We start from the raw sequence: 17,168 nt of genomic DNA on the forward strand, positions 1-17,168 counted from the left end.
GGGCACCTTGCGACTCTGTGTTAAGCGGTTTGGATCAGACTGCGGCGTCTACGTCGTCGGCGACAGATTCCAGATCTTGTCCGACACCGCGCACGGTGTTGCAGGCAGATGCGCTGAATACGAGCACCCCGGCGGTAACGGCGATAATAATCTTGCGAGCCATCGATATGGTCCTTTCCAATTGCCCAAGGTTCGAGCGGATACAAAGGAAACTGCCAGCCGGCCGTCAGGTTCCTGCGGCCTGCACCTGCGCGGCGAAACGTTGCTTTCTAAGGACACGCTCGCGCCATGTGATAATGATCCCCGCAGCGATAACCAGAGGCGCGCCGAACCATGTCGCTGTGGTCGGAAGGGTGGAGAAGATCAACCAACCCAGCAAGGTTGCCCAGATCAGACTGGAATAATCCATGACAATCACGCTGGACACCTCGCCAAAGCGCAGTGCCATTGTGATGAGCACTTGCCCCCATGTACCGGCAAGCCCGATGCCAAGTAGCAGCAGCCATTGATGGCTGGATAGCGGTTCATGCACAAAAGGCATGATCGGCAGGGTCAGCAGAACCGTTGCCATGCTGAACCAGAAGACAATCGTCGTCGGCCTGTCCGTGCGCGAAAGGTCGCGGATCTGGATCGAAATGAGTGCAATCATGAAGGCACCGCCCAAGGCTACGCCTGCGCCGAAAAGAGGAATATTTCCGCCGCCGGGTTGGGCAATGATCACTACCCCTGCGAAACCGGCCAGCACTGCCGACCAGCGCCAGACACCCACGGTTTCACGCAGGATGACAACGGAAAGAATTGTCGCGAATAGCGGGCCGGTAAAGCCGAACGTTGTCGCCTCCGCCAATGGTAGCAGGATAACCCCGCCAAAATTCAGGATCATCCCCACAATGCCATATCCGGCGCGCATGGCATGGGCGCCTGGGCGCTGGGTTTTCAGCGTGCCAAGTCCGCCTGCGAGCATCGCCCAGACAAGCAGGATCGGCAGAGAGGTGAATTGCCGCCAGAAAATCAGTTCTGCCAGATGGATGCCGCTGTCAGACGCCAGCTTAATGAACGCGGCCATCACAGCGAAACCGGCAATTCCTGCAAGCCGCATCAGCAAGGCCAGCATGGGCCGATCTGTCGTTGTGGTGGTCACACCAAAGGCCATAGGCGCACGGCATTTGCGATCAAGCATTGTCGTAAACGTGCGCGCTATCCATATGGCGCGCGATGCACTGGCCCGAATTCATCCTCTTTGCGAGCGACGCGCTGCGCTACACCATCGCCGGCGCGGCCTTGTTGTGCCTGTCGGCGCTGTCCGTATGGGGTGAGAAGCGGCGCGCGCGGCGCAAACATCCGGACGCGGTGGGGCTTATGCCGTGGCGCGATATCGGGGTGGTGAGCACCTTTGCTGGGCTTGCATTGCTGGCGTTCGGAATCGTGGGGCTGATCAAAGGTTAGGAAGTTGCTGGCGTGGTGCTTGTCGCTTCGACCTTAGGCCAGGACAAAGGGCAGCCGCCCGCCCGCAGCGGGGCCAGCTTGATGGCAGCCTAGCGAGGCCGCTCGCCCGGCTGGGCGAGCGAAAATCAATTACAAACAGGCTTCCAGATAAGCCTGATCGAACCCGAACATGCGGGCCTTTTCCAGGGTATAGGGGCGCAGGCCAGAGCTCCGATATTCGCCGATGATCTTGCCGTCTTCGCCTTCATCAAGATATTCGAAAGCGAACAATTCCTGCGTCACGATCACATCGCCTTCCATCCCGATGACTTCGGTAATGTTGGTGGTACGCCGCGAACCATCACGAAGGCGCTTTACCTGCACAATCAGATCGACCGATTCTGCGATCTGGCGACTGATGGCTTCCTTCGGGATCTTGATGTCGCCCATCAGGATCATGTTTTCCATACGGCCAAGGCACTCACGCGGAGAGTTGGCGTGGAGCGTACACATGGAACCATCGTGGCCCGTGTTCATCGCGGCGAGAAGGTCGAAACACTCCGCGCCGCGAATTTCGCCCAGGATGATCCGGTCAGGACGCATACGCAAGGCGTTCTTCACAAGGTCGCCAATGGTAATCGCGCCTTGCCCTTCAAGGTTTGGCGGACGTGTTTCCAGCGGCAGCCAGTGGGGCTGTTGCAGACGCAATTCGGCCGCATCCTCGATGGTCAGCACACGCTCACCCGGGTCGATCATTTTCGACAGCGAGTTGAGCATTGTTGTCTTGCCCGAACCCGTACCGCCGGAAATCACCACATTCATGCGGCAGGCACCGGCAATTTTCAGCGCGGTACACATCTTTTCGTCCATCGAGCCCCAACCCTTGAGCATATCAAGCGTGATCGGCTTTTCGGAGAATTTACGAATGGAAATCGCGGTACCGCGCAGCGAAAGCGGCGGTACGATGACGTTCACACGTGAACCGTCTTTCAAACGGGCATCGGCCAGCGGTGTGGTCTGGTCAACGCGGCGGCCGACCTGGTTCACGATACGCTGCGCGATCTGGAAAAGGTGGCTTTCATCGCGGAACTTGATCGGCGCGATGACCAGCTTGCCCTTCTTTTCGATGTAGGTCTGGTCGGGGCCGTTGACCATGATGTCTGTAATGTCGGGATCGCCAAGCAGCTCTTCCAGCGGACCGAAACCAAGCAATTCGTCAATCAGCACTTTTTCCAGCGCGAATTGCTCGCGGCGGTTCAGTGTGACTTTCAGTTCGGCCAGCACTTCCATGATGATCGGTCGGAATTCTTCGGAAAGCTCTTCCTTGGAAAGCGTGGCTGCGGCTTCTGGATCGACACGTTCCAGCAGGCGCGGCAGCACCTGTTCCTTTATCTTGTGAACGCTGGCTTCGAAGCCGCCGATTTCCTGCTTTTCATGCACAGCATTGGAACGCTCGGCCAAACGGCTCATCGCGTCGCCGTGTTGTCCGCCATCGACAGCGGCGCCTGCAGGTGGAACAGGCGGGAACTGGTCACCGCCGGCAGGAGAAAGTTCGTCCGCTTCTTCCGATGCAGCCGAACCGGAGGAACCGCCGCCACGCATGGGTTTCGCCACGCCAAAGCTTGGGCGTGCCCCCTTGCCCATTCCGCCAGTTCCATTCTTTCTACCGAAAGCGCTCATTCGATGGTCCTCGATTTACCCACGATGCAGCCCTCCGACAGGGAGAACCAGCTATTCGAGGACCGGTGTCGCTGAACTTGGTAAACATTTCGCAAACCTTTTGCCGTTTGCGGGGAATAATTGGGTGATAATAGCAATGCGGGCGCGCTTGGCACCGCTCGCTGCGTGCCACATTGCGTCCCGGCTGATCGCGCGAAAAACGCTCACAGCATCGTTCACCTGCGTAGATGCAAGGCCTTGTGCCACGCCGCTTCCGACGCGTTGCATAAGCCAATTCAGCGGGGAGAGATGCGCATTTTCCGCAACGCCGCGATCGGCGATTACAATATCTGCGCGGCCTTCCATGATGAGTGCAACCAGCGCAGTGCCCTCGGTGCTGGCATCCTAGACTGCCAGACATTCTACCGTGTCCAAGCAGTCCACACGGCGCGGCAATGCGGCTAGCGTTGCGGGCAGGTTACCAGTTCCGTGCAGACATGGAATTTGGATGATGAGCTTTGTCTTGCATTCGCCAATCGCGGCTCGTGCGTAGGGGAGCCGATGTAGGGATCTAACAAGGTTGGCTGTTCAAAGTGCGGCAAAGGGTGTGACAAAGCGATTGAACGGGATTGCTCCGGGCTCTAAGCCGCCGCGAACCATGGCCGCGCAGGCCCTGGGCGGAAGGGCGCCATTTCATGCAGCAATCAGACAGAGCAGGCCTGCTTTTCGCGCTCGCCGGGTTCTGCTTGCTTTCGGTTGGCGATGCTGTTGTCAAAAGCATGGCCGATGAATGGACCCCGACCGCGCTTGCCGCATTTCGGTATTCACTTGGCGCCATTGCACTTTCCACCCTGCTGGTGGTCAAGGAAGGCACCCAGCCTGTGCGGCGGATCCCGCTGCCGTTGATACAGGCATTGCGGGGTTTTGGTGTCGGGCTGGCAACGGTATCTTTCTTTGGCAGCGTATGGCTGATGCCGCTGGCCGATGCTGTGGCGATCACCTTTACCCAGCCGATGATCACAGCGATCCTGGCCGCAATATTTCTGGGTGAGCGGCTGCGTCTCACGACCATCCTCGCGACCCTTGTGGCTTTCATTGGCGTGCTGATCATTCTGCGGCCCAACTTTGCGGAGATCGGTTTTGCCGCGCTTCTTCCGCTGCTCTGCGCCTTGGGAATGGCCATATTGATGACTGCCAACAGAGCGGCACGGGGCGGGGGCAGCGCTCTTGCCGCTCAGGCCTATGTTGCGGTCGGAGCGGCAGTTTTGTTGGTGCCCGTAGCGGCGCTTGCCCATACGAGCGGGATAGAGGGCATTCGCTTCTTCTGGCCCGAGTGGCACGTCTTGGCCCGGGCGGCATTTGTCGCACTGTCTGCCAGTACCGCGCATTGGCTGATCTACCTTGGTACGACACGGGCGGGAGCGGCGACGATTGCGCCGATGACATACGGCCAACTGCTGATCGCAGTCGCGCTGGCGTGGTTCTTTTTCGGTGAAGCGCCAGACCTTGTGGCAATGCTGGGAGCGGCGCTGATTGTGGGGTCGGGTTTGTGGCTGTGGCATCTCAGCCAGCAACGCAAAGTCACACTTCCCGCAGCCTGATCAATTGCGCCTGATCCATGCGGTAATTGTGCGGCCGTGCATTTCGACGGACAGATCTTTCGCATAATCACTTGCCAAGGCGGCCTCCACCAGCGCGGTCGCTTCGTTATTCTGGATTGTCATCGGGCTGCTGGCAGTAACGATTGCGCCAGGGCGGGTCGCCAAGACGCGCGCGACTTCCTCCGCCTGATCAACGCCAAGCGCATTCACTTCCAGGGCATTGTTGAGGTGATCGGGATAGACAAATTTCGTCGGTACACAGCTGTCCGTCATGCGGTAAAGCGCGGTGGGGCCATCGAACAGCCAGAGGCAATCGCTATCCGCGCCCACATGCGGAGAAATGGCGGCCGCCAGATCACCGGCTGCCTGGCGTTCCTCAAGCGAATATTCGTAACGATCAGGCAGAGCCAGCAGAGCAAAAAAGCCCGCCGACAGTACCAACGCCGGGAACACCCGCAATGGTGCGCGCCGGTCCAGCAGCGGCAAAGCGATTAGCGCGGCTGGCGCGGCCATTGCTGCATAATAATAGAGATAGACTGTCCCCGGCAGCAGCACTGTTGCGAGCGTGGACAACGCCCAGCCGCAGTAAAACAGCCAATCAGAGAACGGTTGAGGGCGCTTCATGCGGAACGCAGCATAGACGCCGCCGATGGCGAGAATTGCGAGCGGTGACACTCCTAGCCAGTGGTCAGACGCCCAGCGGCCTTGCGGAGCGGGCATGCGGTCAAAGAAGCTGAGGACGTTGGCAAACAGAAACGCATCGAACTCGCCAATCGCGGCGTAAAAGGCACCGGCGGCAACGCTGGGTAACAGGCCGAGCGCGACGAAGGCCGCAGCCAGCGTGGCAAGACGGGGCAGGGCAATGCCACGGCGATGCTCTACCCAAAGTGCATACAGGCCAAAGAATACGCACTGCGGCAGCACCGTGTATTTGACCTGCAAGGCCAGCCCGCCCAGCAGCATCGCCCACATGGCACGCCGCGTGAAACTCGGATGATTGGCGTCGACCAGCAATGCGGCCATGCCCAGCATCAGCGGCAGGAAGAACACCTCGCTCTGCCCGGAATAGCTGGCGTAGGCGCACAGTAGCATGGTCGAAATCGCGCTTGCCACCATGGCAGAAAAACGGCCAACCAGTCGCCGTGCGAGGTAGTAGGTCAATACTGCTCCGGCCAAAGCGAACGCAAAGGCGAGGAGCTGATAGGCCAGCGGTCCGGGCCCAAACAACGCGTGTGCGGCGGCATAAATGGCAAACAGGCCGAAGGGCTTGCGGTCCCACCAGTCAACGAAGGGCAATTCGCCTTCCGTCATGCGCCAGCCGATGAAGCTGTAAAGCTGCTCGTCAAAATCGGCGACCGGATCACCAAACCAGATGGCGCGCGTTGCCAGCACCAGCAGCGCCAGCAGGCCAAGCGCCAGCGCGTCGCCGCGCAGAAGCGCTGCGAAACCTCCAGGGCTTTCCTTGCGGGGTACTGCTGCCAGAGTATTCATCGTGAAACGCGTCTCCTGTTGGTGCCGCAATGGCGCAAACGTGGTTAAGAATTGCTTATCCTGCGCCCAAATCGGGCCGGGTGACAAAGGTTACACTGTGTAACCCAGCGATTTCAGGTCTATTATTCATTGATAACAGAGCGTTGCTGATGAAATGCGGCGGGTGACACTCCGGCGTTTGAATACGCAGCGGACATAGCGATCTCCAATACGAAACGACCGTGCAACCTGGTTAACGACACGCCTGTAGGACAGGGCATTCGCGCGCTAACGAACAAATCGCCACCAATTTGCGACCTTTCGGCCTGCCCGCGCGTATATATGAAAACACCAATCTGACGGAGCTTCAGCGCAATGATCAAGAAACTGGCACTCGCAGCCGCAGGCATAGGCGTGATGGCGCTCGGAAGTGCTGCGGCTCTGGCGCAATACGAACAGCGGACGGAGGAGCCCGATTTCACAGCGATTGTGGAAGACGGCGATTTCGCACTGCGCGAATACCCGTCAATCGTCGTGGCAGAGGTCTGGCACACTGGCACCCGCGAACGCGCTTCGAGTGCAGGTTTCCGCCGCCTGGCTGCCTATATTTTCGCGCAAGATCGCGGCGGAGAAGCCATCGCCATGACGGCACCTGTAATACAGGACGCGCCTGAACAGATAGCTATGACCGCGCCGGTTATGCAGGATGAAGGCGAAGCTGGCCGGTGGCGCACGCGCTTTGTCATGCCGGCGGAATATACGCTGGAAACCCTGCCGCCTGCACCGGACGATATCACCCTTACCGAAATCCCCGCACGCCGTATGGCTGTGATCCGCTTTTCCGGTTGGGGCCAGACATTGGCATTGACCCAGAAAGAGGCGGAATTGCGCGCCTGGATGGCGGACCGTGACCTGACTGCTGCCGGCAATGCGGAATACGCGTTTTACAATTCGCCGGCCGTACCGGGGCCAATGCGCCGCAACGAAGTGATGATACCGGTCGGGTAATGGCTGCTCAGGATTGGGGCGCTCACTCTCGGGGGAGTGAGCGCATCCCCTTCGTGCGGCTTGTCAGGTGATAGTCGCGGCAAAGTTGGCAGCGATACGGACGCAGGGTTATATCCGCCGCCAACGCTGCCGCGATTGCTTCTTTTTCAGTGGAGTAGCGCCGTTTGCGGGCGCAAATGCCGGGGCGCGTTTTCACTCCAAAACGCTCCGTACCCCGCCAGTTGTATTACCCGTCGACATGCTCCGCGAGCACGGTGAGGCCATTTTCGCCCACTTCGGCAAAGCCGCCGCGCACTTCGATCGTTTCGGGCGTGCTGCCTTCGGTTTTCCACACCTGCACCGCGCCATCGCGGATGGTGGACATGAAAGGCGCATGGCCTTCCAGCACGCCAAACTCGCCCTCCGCACCGGGGACGACCACCATGTGGACGTCTTCCGAGCGGACGAGCTTGGACGGAGTTACGAGTTCGAAGTGCAATGCCATGGTGATTAGGCGTCCTCAGCCATCTTCTGGGCCTTGGCGACCACATCTTCGATCCCGCCGACCATGTAGAAGGCGCTTTCCGGAAGGTGATCATATTCGCCTTCGACCACAGCCTTGAAGCTCTTCACCGTATCTTCCAGCTGCACGAAGCAACCCGGAATGTTGGTGAAGACCTCTGCCACGTGGAACGGCTGCGACAGGAACTTCTGGATCTTGCGCGCACGCTGAACGGTCAGCTTATCCTCTTCGGAAAGCTCGTCCATGCCGAGAATGGCGATGATGTCCTGAAGTGACTTGTACTTCTGCAGCGTTTCCTGAACCTTGCGAGCGGTTTCGTAATGCTCCTGACCGACAACGCGGGGCTCCAGCACGCGGCTGGTGGAATCGAGCGGGTCAACGGCAGGGTAGATACCCAGTTCCGAAATCGCGCGGTTCAGCGTGGTGGTTGCGTCAAGGTGGGCAAACGATGTTGCAGGTGCCGGGTCGGTCAAATCGTCGGCAGGCACGTAAATGGCCTGCACCGAGGTGATCGAGCCCTTGTTGGTGGAGGTAATGCGTTCCTGCAGGTTACCCATGTCGGTCGACAAGGTAGGCTGATAACCCACAGCCGAAGGAATACGGCCCAGCAGAGCGGACACTTCGGAACCGGCCTGCGTAAAGCGGAAGATGTTGTCCACGAAGAACAACACGTCCTGGCCTTCCTGATCGCGGAAATATTCCGCCATGGTCAGACCGGACAAAGCAACGCGGGCACGTGCGCCGGGAGGTTCGTTCATCTGGCCGAAGACCAGCGCAACCTTAGAACCTTCGGAGATGGCTTCGCCAGCTTCGTTCTTGGCGATAACGCCTGCGTCCAGGAATTCGTGGTAGAGATCGTTACCTTCACGGGTACGCTCACCCACACCGGCGAACACGGACACGCCGCCGTGGCCCTTTGCGATGTTGTTGATGAGTTCCTGGATCAGCACGGTCTTGCCCACGCCGGCGCCGCCGAACAGGCCGATCTTGCCGCCCTTTGCGTAAGGAGCGAGCAGGTCGATAACCTTGATACCGGTGACAAGGATGTCCGCTTCGGTCGACTGGTCGACGAAGGCGGGTGCCTCTGCGTGGATCGGGGCGTGCATGTCCGAGCCGATGGGGCCACGCTCGTCAATCGGCTGACCGGTGACGTTCATGATGCGGCCCAGCGTCTTGGGGCCAACAGGCACAGTGATCTGCGCGCCGGTGGAAATGACTTCCTGCCCGCGTGTGAGACCCTCGGTCGCGTCCATCGCGATCGTGCGGACGGTGTTTTCACCGAGATGCTGCGCAACTTCGAGAACGAGCGTGTTGTCGCCGTTCTTGGTTTCAAGCGCGGTCAGGATTGACGGCAGTTCGCCGGGGAAGGCGACATCGACGACAGCGCCGATAACCTGGCTGATCGTGCCGTTGGTGACTTGGTTCAATGCGGGAGCGGTGGCCATGATGGTTTCCTGTAACCTCAGTTATCTACGTGGTGCGAATCGTGTTCGCTGCAAATGTTTTCGGCGTCGGCAAGCATCCAGCCTTCGCCAGTATCGTCTATATTAAGCGTCGCGTCGTGGCGCAGCACGTCGTCATCACCGAGGCCGAATTCGCAAGCGACAGTTGGCGCACCCATACCGCGGCGGCATACGGCGGTGGCCACAGGCTCTGCGTCGGGACAAGTCTCGGCGAAGACTGCGGTGAACAATTCCTGGTCAGGCGCGGGCAGCTCTACGACTTCAACCGGTGCCGCAGTTTCAAGCGCCGCGGGTGCGGGCTCTTCGCCGCAAGCGGCAAGAGCCATGATCGGAAGTATGAGAATGAGTTTCTTCATGGTTCGGTGTCCTGCCTACAGCGCTTCTGCGCCAGCAATGATTTCGATAAGTTCCGTCGTAATCGCGGCCTGACGGCTGCGGTTGTACTGGATCGTCAGCTTGTCGATCAGATCGCCGGCATTGCGCGTCGCGTTATCCATGGCGGTCATCGATGCGCCTTGTTCGGATGCCTCACGTTCCAGCAGAGCGCCGAACAGCTGGGTCTTCACATACCGCGGCAGCAGCTCAGCAAGGATTTCTTCCTCGTCCGGCTCATATTCCACCGCAGCATCCGATTCCTCAGCCGTTTCGGGTGATGGGACGGGCAGGAGCTGAACTGTGGTCGGGTTTTGAACCAGGGCGCTCTGGAAAATCGGGTAGACGAGGTGGGCGATGTCGAATTCGCCAGCTTCGAAACGCGCGATCAGGTCGGCGGCGATACCTTCGGCTTCGGCGAAACCGATGTGGCGCACGTCGGATGTGTCGTAATGGTGGCCGATCTTGTTCGGATATTCCCGCTTGATCGGCGCGCGGCCTTTCTTACCCACGAGGTAGAAAGTCACGTCCTTGCCCTCAGCCATCAACTTCTTCGCCTGAAGCTTGGCTTCCTTGACGATGTTGGAGTTGAGACCACCGCACAGGCCCTTGTCGGTGTTGACCACCACGAGCAGGTGCTTGGCGTCAGAGCCGGTGCCGCGCAGCAGCAGCGGCGCGCTATCGCCGCTGACCTTGCTGGCGAGCGAGGCCATGACCGATGCCAGACGTTCCCCATAGGGACGCGCGGCTTCAGCCGAAGCCTGCGCCTTGCGCAGCTTTGCGGCAGCGACCATTTGCTTGGCCTTGGTGATCTTCTGGGTCGATTTAACCGACCCGATCCGATCCTTGAGTTCCTTCAGCGAGGCCATATCGGCTCCCTAATCGTAACTATCGGCTTCAAGCGAATTGCTTGGCGAATGCGTCAAGCGCGGCGACGGTCTTGTCTTTGGTGTCGCCTTCGAACTTCGTGCTGTCCCGAATTTCGGTCAGCACATCGGCATGTTCGTTGCGCATGAAGCTGAGCATTGCCGCTTCATATTCGGTTACACGCTCAACAGCGACATCATCCAGATAGCCATTGGTCCCGGCGAAGATCGACACGGTCTGCTCTTCAAACGGCATCGGGCTGAACTGGGGCTGCTTCAGCAGCTCTGTCAGACGGGCGCCGCGGTTGAGCAGCTTCTGCGTCGATGCATCGAGGTCCGAACCGAACTGCGCAAACGCCGCCATTTCGCGGTACTGCGCCAGTTCCAGCTTGATGGAACCTGCAACCTTCTTCATCGCCTTTGTCTGAGCGGCACCGCCGACGCGGCTAACCGACAGGCCGACGTTGATCGCGGGGCGGATGCCCTGGAAGAACAAGTCGGTTTCGAGGAAGATCTGGCCGTCGGTGATCGAAATCACGTTCGTCGGAATATAGGCGGACACGTCACCGGCCTGCGTTTCGATGATCGGCAATGCAGTCAGCGAACCGCTGCCATTGTCTTCATTCATCTTCGCGGCACGTTCCAGCAGACGGCTGTGGAGATAGAACACGTCACCCGGATAGGCTTCACGGCCCGGAGGACGACGCAGCAGCAGGGACATCTGGCGATACGCCACAGCCTGCTTCGAAAGGTCGTCATACACGATCACGGCGTGCATGCCGTTGTCGCGGAAGAATTCGCCCATCGCAGCGCCGGTGTAGGGTGCGAGGTACTGCAGCGGAGCAGGCTCCGAAGCAGTAGCGGCAACAACGATGGTATATTCCATCGCGCCGTTTTCTTCGAGGCTCTTCACGATCTGCGCAACGGTCGAACGCTTCTGACCGACGGCGACATAGATGCAATACAGCTTCTTGCCTTCGTCATCGCCAGCATTCACGCCCTTCTGGTTGATGAAGGTGTCGATGGCGACGGCGGACTTGCCGGTCTGGCGGTCACCGATGATCAGTTCGCGCTGGCCGCGGCCAACAGGAACAAGCGCGTCGATGGCCTTGAGCCCGGTCTGCACAGGTTCGTGAACGGATTTACGCGGGATAATACCGGGAGCCTTGGCTTCCACACGGGCGCGCTTCACATCGGAAAGCGGGCCCTTGCCGTCGATGGGATTGCCCAAAGCGTCAACCACGCGGCCGAGCAGGCCCTTGCCGACGGGAACGTCCACAATCGTGCCGGTCCGCTTGACGCTGTCGCCTTCCTTGATTTCAGCGTCGGAGCCGAAGATCACGACACCGACATTGTCGGCTTCGAGGTTGAGGGCCATGCCTTCAACGCCATTGGCGAACTTCACCATCTCACCAGCCTGAACCTTGTCGAGGCCGTGGATACGGGCGATGCCGTCACCAACGGAGAGGACGGAACCGACTTCGCTGACTTCGGCTTCGGTGCCGAAATTGGCGATCTGGTCCTTGATGACCTTGGAGATTTCTGCGGCGCGGATTTCCATGAGTGACCTTTCTGAGCCGGCGCTTAGGCGCCGGTGGCTTTCATAGCTTGTGCAAGGGAGTTGAGGCGGGTCCGGATCGAGCTGTCGATGCGCTGCGATCCGATGGTAACGACGAGCCCGCCCAGAAGGTCGGGATCGACGCGAGATTTGAGTTTGACTGTGCGACCTTCGCGGGCGCGCAGTTTTGTTTCCAATGTGGAAATCTGTTCGTCCGTCAGCGCGTGGGCGCTGGCGACCTCTGCCTGCACTTCACCGCGCTGGGCAGCAGCGATAGTAGTAAAGGCGCGGATCATGCCGGGCAGGGCGGACACGCGGCGGTTATCCGCCAGCACGCCGAGAAAATTCTTCGTCAGATCTGACAGGCCAAGATGCGCGCCGATACCGGACATCACACCAGCAATCTGGCTGCGGCTGATTTCCGGGTTGCGGATGAACGCGCGCAAATCTTCCGATTCGGTCAAAGCCGCATCGAGATTGTCGAGATCGGATTCGACAGCAGTAACTGTTCCCGCCTCGCTGGCGAGATCGAACAGGGCGCTGGCATAACGGCCTGCCAGGCTTGATTGTATACCGGCGGAAAGCTCCACGCGCGAAGTCCTCTTGGGTCCGAGAAACGGAAAAAGTCGGGCACCTTGAATCAGGACGCACAAAAGCATCCCTTCAAGGTTGGCGCGCGCCTAGCATCGGGTGCGAAGCGATGCAACCCGAGTCCATGCCAATTGCCTATCCTAGTGTGCGGGAAAGCCATGCAATCGGACCAAGCGAAATGATCGCCATGCCGATTGCGACCAGCCACCAGCGTTTTACGAACATCATCGCGATCATCAGCGCCCAGGCTATGTTGTCGCCCATAGTCCGTTCCAGGAACCTCGCGACGGTTTCGCTTTCCTGCCACACACCCAGCATCCATGCACCTTGCAGCGGAAGCGCGATCAGCAGGATGAGACCCCACTGATAGCGGCGGTTGTCCTGATAATACTGGGCGAGATCGATCCCTTTTTCGGGATCGATCTTGTCGGGCAGTGCAACCGATGCGAGGAGAGTGAGGAGCACAAGGCTCCACAGAATGGGGACGAATTCGCCAAGCGTTATCGCGCGATCAGTGTCTGCGGCAAGGGTCCACCAGAAGCGTGTGATAAAGAATATCACCAGCACCGCAAAAAGCGGCTGTGCCCAATGCCAGCGAACGTTCTTGGCGCGGATAAGATGGTGCAGATTGCCAAGTTCAGAAGCAACGGCGACGCCCAGAATTATAGACGCGAATACGAGTGCCTGTTCCATCCGTGCCTTATACCTTGTTCAAACGTGCTGGCTGCTTTGGCGCCAGCCACAGGAATATCATCGCCAAAACCGCAGGCAAGGTTTGGACAAGCGCAATCCGTTCTGACACGGTTGCCGCGCCGAATATCCCGGCCACTGCGACACAGGAGAGGAAAAAGGTCGCGACGCGTTTCTGCCAAACGGGGTCGCTGACAAAGACGCTCCAGATCAGGCCCGCTGCCAGAAACGCATTATAAAGCCCCTGGTTCGCCGCCATCGCGGTTGTTGGCGCGAACAGATCCGGCGGCAGGGTGGCAAACACCGCCGGGCCGCGCGTCTCCCATGCAAACATCTCGAACCAGGCAATATACAGATGCAGGGCTGCGATCAGGCCGATCAGCGTTCTGGCGATGACTTTCATGCGATGGCTTTCATGCGGGTTTCCGGTTCAGGTTCGCATGAGGGCTAGCCGGTTTCTGCGACCGTGCAACTGTACACCAGCCGCTCGTTCGGGCGATCTGGCAATACTGCGGCGATGGCCGCCTGGCTGTTGCCCAGTTCCCGTGCTGCATCCGCTCCGGCTTCACAGGAAGGCGCGCGGTAAGCTCCGCGAGCAGACCTGGCGGTGCTCATGGCGTCTCGGTTCAGGAGATAGCGCTCCATCACAAACTCGCCGGCAACAGGATCGAAACTGTTGATGGAAACGGCTGCTTCACTCGCCGGCACGAAGATGCGCGTCCATTCGCCATTGCTCAGACCATATTGTGTGCGCCCGTTCACGCAGCCATCGTCGCTCCAGCCGAGCGGGATGTCTTCGGCCGGATCGCCGACCACCCGGCTGCGCCGGGTATCGAGGACGCAAACATAATTTCCTGCATCTGCGCCGCCCGCGATTGGCGTGATTTCCCCGGTATCGGTGCTTTCCATTGCCGCACGCAAACTTTCTTCCACGCGCGCATCGATTTCAGCGAATGCGGGGCGCGTAAACCATGCGATCAGGGCACCTGCCACGGCAACGACTGCCATCGCCCCGGCCGCAGCGCGCAGGCGATAGTCCTTTTGCATATGTGCGAAGGTGAAAACGCCAAGCGCGCCGCCGCCGATCAACAATAGGAGGAAGGCAAGAGCCAGATTGTTATCGCGCTCTTCCATCACTTCGAAGGTGACGGTGCGGCGCATGTCGGCTGTGCGCTGCGCCTCTGCGGCGGAACGTTCCTGTGCAATCCGCTCCTCCGCATCGCGCGCCGCGGTTTCGCGGGCGGATTGTTCGGCATCGAGCTGCTCTATACTCCGGCATTCACCCGAATTAAGCAGCGGGCTGACATCATTGGCGCGCAGGAAAGGCAGCAATTCGCGCGTGGAAATGGCGAAAAAGAATTCCGCATCGGACCCGGCGCTCTCCGCGCCGAAGGAATTGACACCGATCACCCGCCCGCATTGATCCACCAGCGGACCGCCGCTGTTGCCCGCTGCAATCGGCGCGGTATGCAGCAAGGTGTCGAAATCCCGGCTTGGGCGGCGACCGGACAGAAACCCCGTGGAAGTAACCGGCGGCTGCGGGCGGAACATGTCACTGAACGAAAGGCCTTGCGCGCGGTCCACATTAAGCGGGTATCCAACGGACGTGACTGTGCCGCTGGTGGCAGGATTCCCGGCGATGGTCAGCGGAGGCAGGCCCAGCGGCTCTGTCGCTTCGATCAAGGCAAGGTCGTTTCGCGGGCTGACCGATACCAGCCGCGCATATACCGCACGGTCCCCGTCGGCGGGCACTATGCCGATCGTGAGGCGAGGGTCTTCGATTGCCTGCCGCACGACATGGGCGTTCGTAACGATCCTCTCGCGCCCGACAGCAAAGCCGGTGCCGTGCGAAATGGGAAACAGTTCCTCCCCGTCACGCCCGATGATCACCACGCGCACGACACCGCGACTGGCGGCTTCTATATCGGCGGGGTCGGCAAGGGCGGGCCCTGGCCGCAATGCGGTGATGGCCAGAAGCAGTACGAGCAGGGATACAAGGCGTTGCATTATCGCCATCTTTACTGCCTGCCACATTGACCGCAAGCTTCGGGATGCGCTGCCATGTGGGGAAGGCTACATAGATGTGATGACGCACGAACCCCTTACCGATGACGATCGATGGCGCATTGCCCTGGCAAAGGACCGCCGGTTTGACGGCGTGTTTGTGACCGGCGTTCATTCAACCGGAATATATTGCCGTCCGTCATGCCCGGCGCGCGCTCCGAAGCGGGAGAACGTACGCTTCTACGCCGCGCCTGAAATGGCTGAGGCAGCAGGCCTGCGCGCCTGCAAACGCTGTGCACCGGATCAACAAAGCCGCGATGAAGCAGCGGTGATGCAGGTGATTGGCCTGCTGCGGGAGGCGGAGGAGGCAGTTTCGCTGGACAGGCTGGGCGTCATCACTGGCTATTCGCCAACGCATCTCCAGCGGGTATTCACCCGTGCCGTGGGATTGTCGCCAGCCGCCTATGCCCGTGCATTGCGCCGCGAACGGGCAGGAGAGGCGCTTGAAGCAGAGAAGCGGGTGAGCGACGCAATCTACGCAGCGGGCTATTCTGCACCATCGCGTTTTTACGAAGACAGGAAAGATATCGGCATGAGCGCGAGCGACTGGAAAGATGGCGGCGCAGACCGCGACATTTACTGGACCGTGATTGACACCAGCCTTGGCGCGATGCTGGTCGCGGCGACGCAGAAGGGAGTCTGCTGCCTTGCTTTCAATGAAGGCGAAGCGGAACTGCGCGCTCGTTTTCCAAAGGCCAATTTATCCCGGGGCGGCAAGGAATTTCGCGCTCTGTTCGAAGCTGTCACCGCGGCAGTGGAGGCACCAGGCACTGGCCGCGATATTCCGCTCGACGTGAAAGGCACCGCTTTCCAGCAACGCGTGTGGCAGGCCTTGCGCGAAATTCCGGCGGGCGAGACTCTCTCTTATGGACAGCTTGCAGCGAAGCTGGGCAAACCTTCCGCCAGCCGGGCTGTCGGCGGCGCAAACGGGGCCAACAAGATTGCCGTCCTGATCCCGTGCCACCGCGTAATCGCCGCAGACGGCAAGCTGGGCGGCTATGCCTACGGGCTGGAGATCAAGCGCGAATTGCTTGAACGCGAGCGGAACGAGCGCTGACTTCACGCATTCGGAATTTCATGAACAACAAAGCCACAGCCATGGACTATGTGCGCCAATCACTCGTCCTTACCGCCGCTATCGCCTATCCCCTGTCGAACGCACTGCCGCAGATACTCGGTTTCGGGCGGCGCGTTGGGGAAAACAGTCCCGGCGAGTATCAGTTACTCGTACCGTTCGAGGCTGCATTCGGTATCTGGTTTCCAATCTTCGTCGGCACCACGATCGCAGCGCTGATCCAGGCTCTGCCATCGCGGCGCACGATGGACATTCACCGCCGTACCGGTTGGTGGTGGGCGCTCGCCATGATCCTGTCATGCTGCTGGTCAATTGCCGAAAGCTATGTGGCGGACGACGCACGATCATGGGCAACCGCGCTGATCTTCACGCCCTACGTACTGGCGATCTGCGTAGCGATGGTGCGCTTTTCTCGGGGCCGCATGGCGTGGGACTGGCCGGAGAAGTTCTGCACTGGCGCCATCGGGCTGTACGCCGGCTGGACCTCCATCGCGGTGTTCATCAATTGGGAACGCGTTTTCACGGTCGAACTCGGCTGGCTGACCGCTGAATTGACGGCTCTTGCCTTGCTCGCTGCTGCGCTGGGTTGGGTGTGTTTCAATCTGGCGCGGGGTTTTGGCAATCTATTCTATGCCTTCACGCCGATCTGGGGGCTGGGCTTCCTCGCTTATGACCGGCTGGCGACGGAGGATTATTCGCGCACCATTGCGATAGCCGCATTCATCGGCATCGCGCTGGTCCTTATCGCGGCATTCGGCGCGCGGCGCAGGCTGCCTTCACAATAGGCTGGACAAACGCCAGCCAACACTTGCCAAATATCTCAA

Annotated in this window: 18 protein-coding genes; 5 read left to right on the forward strand and 13 right to left on the reverse strand. The window is 59.8% G+C overall.

What is annotated here, in order from left to right:
* Window positions 1–34 precede the first annotated feature (34 nt).
* Together AB731_RS10895 and AB731_RS10900 are read right to left on the reverse strand one after the other, a co-directional pair.
* A complete protein-coding gene (locus tag AB731_RS10895; protein WP_047094111.1) occupies window positions 35–163 on the reverse strand; it encodes an entericidin A/B family lipoprotein in 129 nt (42 codons plus the stop codon).
* 63 nt (window positions 164–226) lie between these two features.
* The gene (locus AB731_RS10900; protein WP_231638926.1) at window positions 227–1,141 is read right to left on the reverse strand and encodes a DMT family transporter; all 915 of its coding nucleotides are present in this window, start codon (window positions 1,139–1,141) and stop codon (window positions 227–229) included.
* A 74-nt stretch (window positions 1,142–1,215) separates the two neighbouring features.
* Here AB731_RS10900 and AB731_RS10905 point away from each other — a divergent pair, with 74 nt between their 5' ends.
* The gene (locus AB731_RS10905) at window positions 1,216–1,446 is read left to right on the forward strand and encodes a hypothetical protein (protein WP_047094110.1); all 231 of its coding nucleotides are present in this window, start codon (window positions 1,216–1,218) and stop codon (window positions 1,444–1,446) included.
* 129 nt (window positions 1,447–1,575) lie between these two features.
* On the opposite strand, the gene AB731_RS10910 is transcribed toward AB731_RS10905, so the two are convergent.
* Window positions 1,576–3,105, reverse strand: coding sequence for a CpaF family protein (locus tag AB731_RS10910; protein WP_047094109.1), 1,530 nt, complete (start codon window positions 3,103–3,105; stop codon window positions 1,576–1,578).
* A gap of 674 nt (window positions 3,106–3,779) precedes the next feature.
* Between AB731_RS10910 and AB731_RS10920 the strand changes: the two genes are divergently transcribed.
* Entirely contained in the window at window positions 3,780–4,685 is a 906-nt protein-coding gene (locus AB731_RS10920) for a DMT family transporter (protein ID WP_047094107.1), read from the forward strand.
* Here AB731_RS10920 and AB731_RS10925 read toward each other — a convergent pair whose 3' ends face one another.
* Window positions 4,686–6,176 (reverse strand): ArnT family glycosyltransferase, encoded by a 1,491-nt coding sequence (locus tag AB731_RS10925; RefSeq protein WP_047094106.1) that lies wholly within the window; start codon window positions 6,174–6,176, stop codon window positions 4,686–4,688.
* A gap of 354 nt (window positions 6,177–6,530) precedes the next feature.
* On the opposite strand from AB731_RS10925, the gene AB731_RS10930 reads away from it, so the two are divergent.
* Window positions 6,531–7,163 carry an SOUL family heme-binding protein gene (locus tag AB731_RS10930; protein WP_047094105.1) on the forward strand — a complete coding sequence of 211 codons (633 nt, stop codon included), beginning with the start codon at window positions 6,531–6,533 and terminating at the stop codon, window positions 7,161–7,163.
* Window positions 7,164–7,389: 226 nt separating this feature from the next.
* On the opposite strand, the gene AB731_RS10935 is transcribed toward AB731_RS10930, so the two are convergent.
* From AB731_RS10935 to AB731_RS10975, 9 genes are all read right to left on the reverse strand, one after another.
* Window positions 7,390–7,647 carry an ATP synthase F1 subunit epsilon gene (locus AB731_RS10935; protein WP_047094104.1) on the reverse strand — a complete coding sequence of 86 codons (258 nt, stop codon included), beginning with the start codon at window positions 7,645–7,647 and terminating at the stop codon, window positions 7,390–7,392.
* Window positions 7,648–7,652: 5 nt separating this feature from the next.
* Window positions 7,653–9,110, reverse strand: coding sequence for a F0F1 ATP synthase subunit beta (gene atpD, locus AB731_RS10940; RefSeq protein ID WP_047094103.1), 1,458 nt, complete (start codon window positions 9,108–9,110; stop codon window positions 7,653–7,655).
* Between the two features lie 17 nt (window positions 9,111–9,127).
* The gene (locus tag AB731_RS10945; RefSeq protein ID WP_047094102.1) at window positions 9,128–9,484 is read right to left on the reverse strand and encodes a hypothetical protein; all 357 of its coding nucleotides are present in this window, start codon (window positions 9,482–9,484) and stop codon (window positions 9,128–9,130) included.
* 15 nt (window positions 9,485–9,499) lie between these two features.
* Window positions 9,500–10,369, reverse strand: a complete 870-nt coding sequence (locus tag AB731_RS10950; RefSeq protein WP_047094101.1) for a F0F1 ATP synthase subunit gamma — start codon at window positions 10,367–10,369, stop codon at window positions 9,500–9,502.
* 28 nt (window positions 10,370–10,397) lie between these two features.
* Entirely contained in the window at window positions 10,398–11,927 is a 1,530-nt protein-coding gene (gene atpA, locus AB731_RS10955) for a F0F1 ATP synthase subunit alpha (protein ID WP_047094100.1), read from the reverse strand.
* Between the two features lie 23 nt (window positions 11,928–11,950).
* Window positions 11,951–12,514: a F0F1 ATP synthase subunit delta gene (locus tag AB731_RS10960; protein WP_047094099.1), complete on the reverse strand. Its 564-nt coding sequence runs from the start codon at window positions 12,512–12,514 to the stop codon at window positions 11,951–11,953.
* Window positions 12,515–12,650: 136 nt separating this feature from the next.
* On the reverse strand, window positions 12,651–13,208 hold the full coding sequence (locus AB731_RS10965) for a hypothetical protein (RefSeq protein WP_047094098.1): 558 nt from the start codon (window positions 13,206–13,208) through the stop codon (window positions 12,651–12,653).
* A 7-nt stretch (window positions 13,209–13,215) separates the two neighbouring features.
* Entirely contained in the window at window positions 13,216–13,608 is a 393-nt protein-coding gene (locus tag AB731_RS10970; RefSeq protein WP_047094097.1) for a DUF1304 domain-containing protein, read from the reverse strand.
* Window positions 13,609–13,652: 44 nt separating this feature from the next.
* The gene (locus tag AB731_RS10975) at window positions 13,653–15,212 is read right to left on the reverse strand and encodes a S1 family peptidase (RefSeq protein ID WP_047094275.1); all 1,560 of its coding nucleotides are present in this window, start codon (window positions 15,210–15,212) and stop codon (window positions 13,653–13,655) included.
* Window positions 15,213–15,291: 79 nt separating this feature from the next.
* Between AB731_RS10975 and AB731_RS10980 the strand changes: the two genes are divergently transcribed.
* Window positions 15,292–16,326 (forward strand): bifunctional transcriptional activator/DNA repair enzyme AdaA, encoded by a 1,035-nt coding sequence (locus tag AB731_RS10980; protein ID WP_047094096.1) that lies wholly within the window; start codon window positions 15,292–15,294, stop codon window positions 16,324–16,326.
* A 20-nt stretch (window positions 16,327–16,346) separates the two neighbouring features.
* On the forward strand, window positions 16,347–17,129 hold the full coding sequence (locus tag AB731_RS10985) for a hypothetical protein (RefSeq protein WP_047094095.1): 783 nt from the start codon (window positions 16,347–16,349) through the stop codon (window positions 17,127–17,129).
* The last annotated feature ends 39 nt before the right edge of the window (window positions 17,130–17,168 follow it).

Origin of the sequence: Aurantiacibacter marinus (assembly GCF_001021555.1) — a bacterium.
GTDB lineage: Bacteria > Pseudomonadota > Alphaproteobacteria > Sphingomonadales > Sphingomonadaceae > Alteraurantiacibacter > Alteraurantiacibacter marinus.

What these genes read in the sequence shown, in the direction of transcription:
- AB731_RS10895 (WP_047094111.1), bottom strand. Translation starts at nt 163, where the DNA reads ATGGCTCGCAAGATTATTATCGCCGTTACCGCCGGGGTGCTCGTATTC.
- AB731_RS10905 (WP_047094110.1), top strand. Translation starts at nt 1,216, where the DNA reads ATGCACTGGCCCGAATTCATCCTCTTTGCGAGCGACGCGCTGCGCTAC.
- AB731_RS10910 (WP_047094109.1), bottom strand. Translation starts at nt 3,105, where the DNA reads ATGAGCGCTTTCGGTAGAAAGAATGGAACTGGCGGAATGGGCAAGGGG.
- AB731_RS10920 (WP_047094107.1), top strand. Translation starts at nt 3,780, where the DNA reads ATGCAGCAATCAGACAGAGCAGGCCTGCTTTTCGCGCTCGCCGGGTTC.
- AB731_RS10925 (WP_047094106.1), bottom strand. Translation starts at nt 6,176, where the DNA reads ATGAATACTCTGGCAGCAGTACCCCGCAAGGAAAGCCCTGGAGGTTTC.
- AB731_RS10930 (WP_047094105.1), top strand. Translation starts at nt 6,531, where the DNA reads ATGATCAAGAAACTGGCACTCGCAGCCGCAGGCATAGGCGTGATGGCG.
- AB731_RS10935 (WP_047094104.1), bottom strand. Translation starts at nt 7,647, where the DNA reads ATGGCATTGCACTTCGAACTCGTAACTCCGTCCAAGCTCGTCCGCTCG.
- atpD (WP_047094103.1), bottom strand. Translation starts at nt 9,110, where the DNA reads ATGGCCACCGCTCCCGCATTGAACCAAGTCACCAACGGCACGATCAGC.
- AB731_RS10945 (WP_047094102.1), bottom strand. Translation starts at nt 9,484, where the DNA reads ATGAAGAAACTCATTCTCATACTTCCGATCATGGCTCTTGCCGCTTGC.
- AB731_RS10950 (WP_047094101.1), bottom strand. Translation starts at nt 10,369, where the DNA reads ATGGCCTCGCTGAAGGAACTCAAGGATCGGATCGGGTCGGTTAAATCG.
- atpA (WP_047094100.1), bottom strand. Translation starts at nt 11,927, where the DNA reads ATGGAAATCCGCGCCGCAGAAATCTCCAAGGTCATCAAGGACCAGATC.
- AB731_RS10965 (WP_047094098.1), bottom strand. Translation starts at nt 13,208, where the DNA reads ATGGAACAGGCACTCGTATTCGCGTCTATAATTCTGGGCGTCGCCGTT.
- AB731_RS10970 (WP_047094097.1), bottom strand. Translation starts at nt 13,608, where the DNA reads ATGAAAGTCATCGCCAGAACGCTGATCGGCCTGATCGCAGCCCTGCAT.
- AB731_RS10975 (WP_047094275.1), bottom strand. Translation starts at nt 15,212, where the DNA reads ATGCAACGCCTTGTATCCCTGCTCGTACTGCTTCTGGCCATCACCGCA.
- AB731_RS10980 (WP_047094096.1), top strand. Translation starts at nt 15,292, where the DNA reads ATGACGCACGAACCCCTTACCGATGACGATCGATGGCGCATTGCCCTG.
- AB731_RS10985 (WP_047094095.1), top strand. Translation starts at nt 16,347, where the DNA reads ATGAACAACAAAGCCACAGCCATGGACTATGTGCGCCAATCACTCGTC.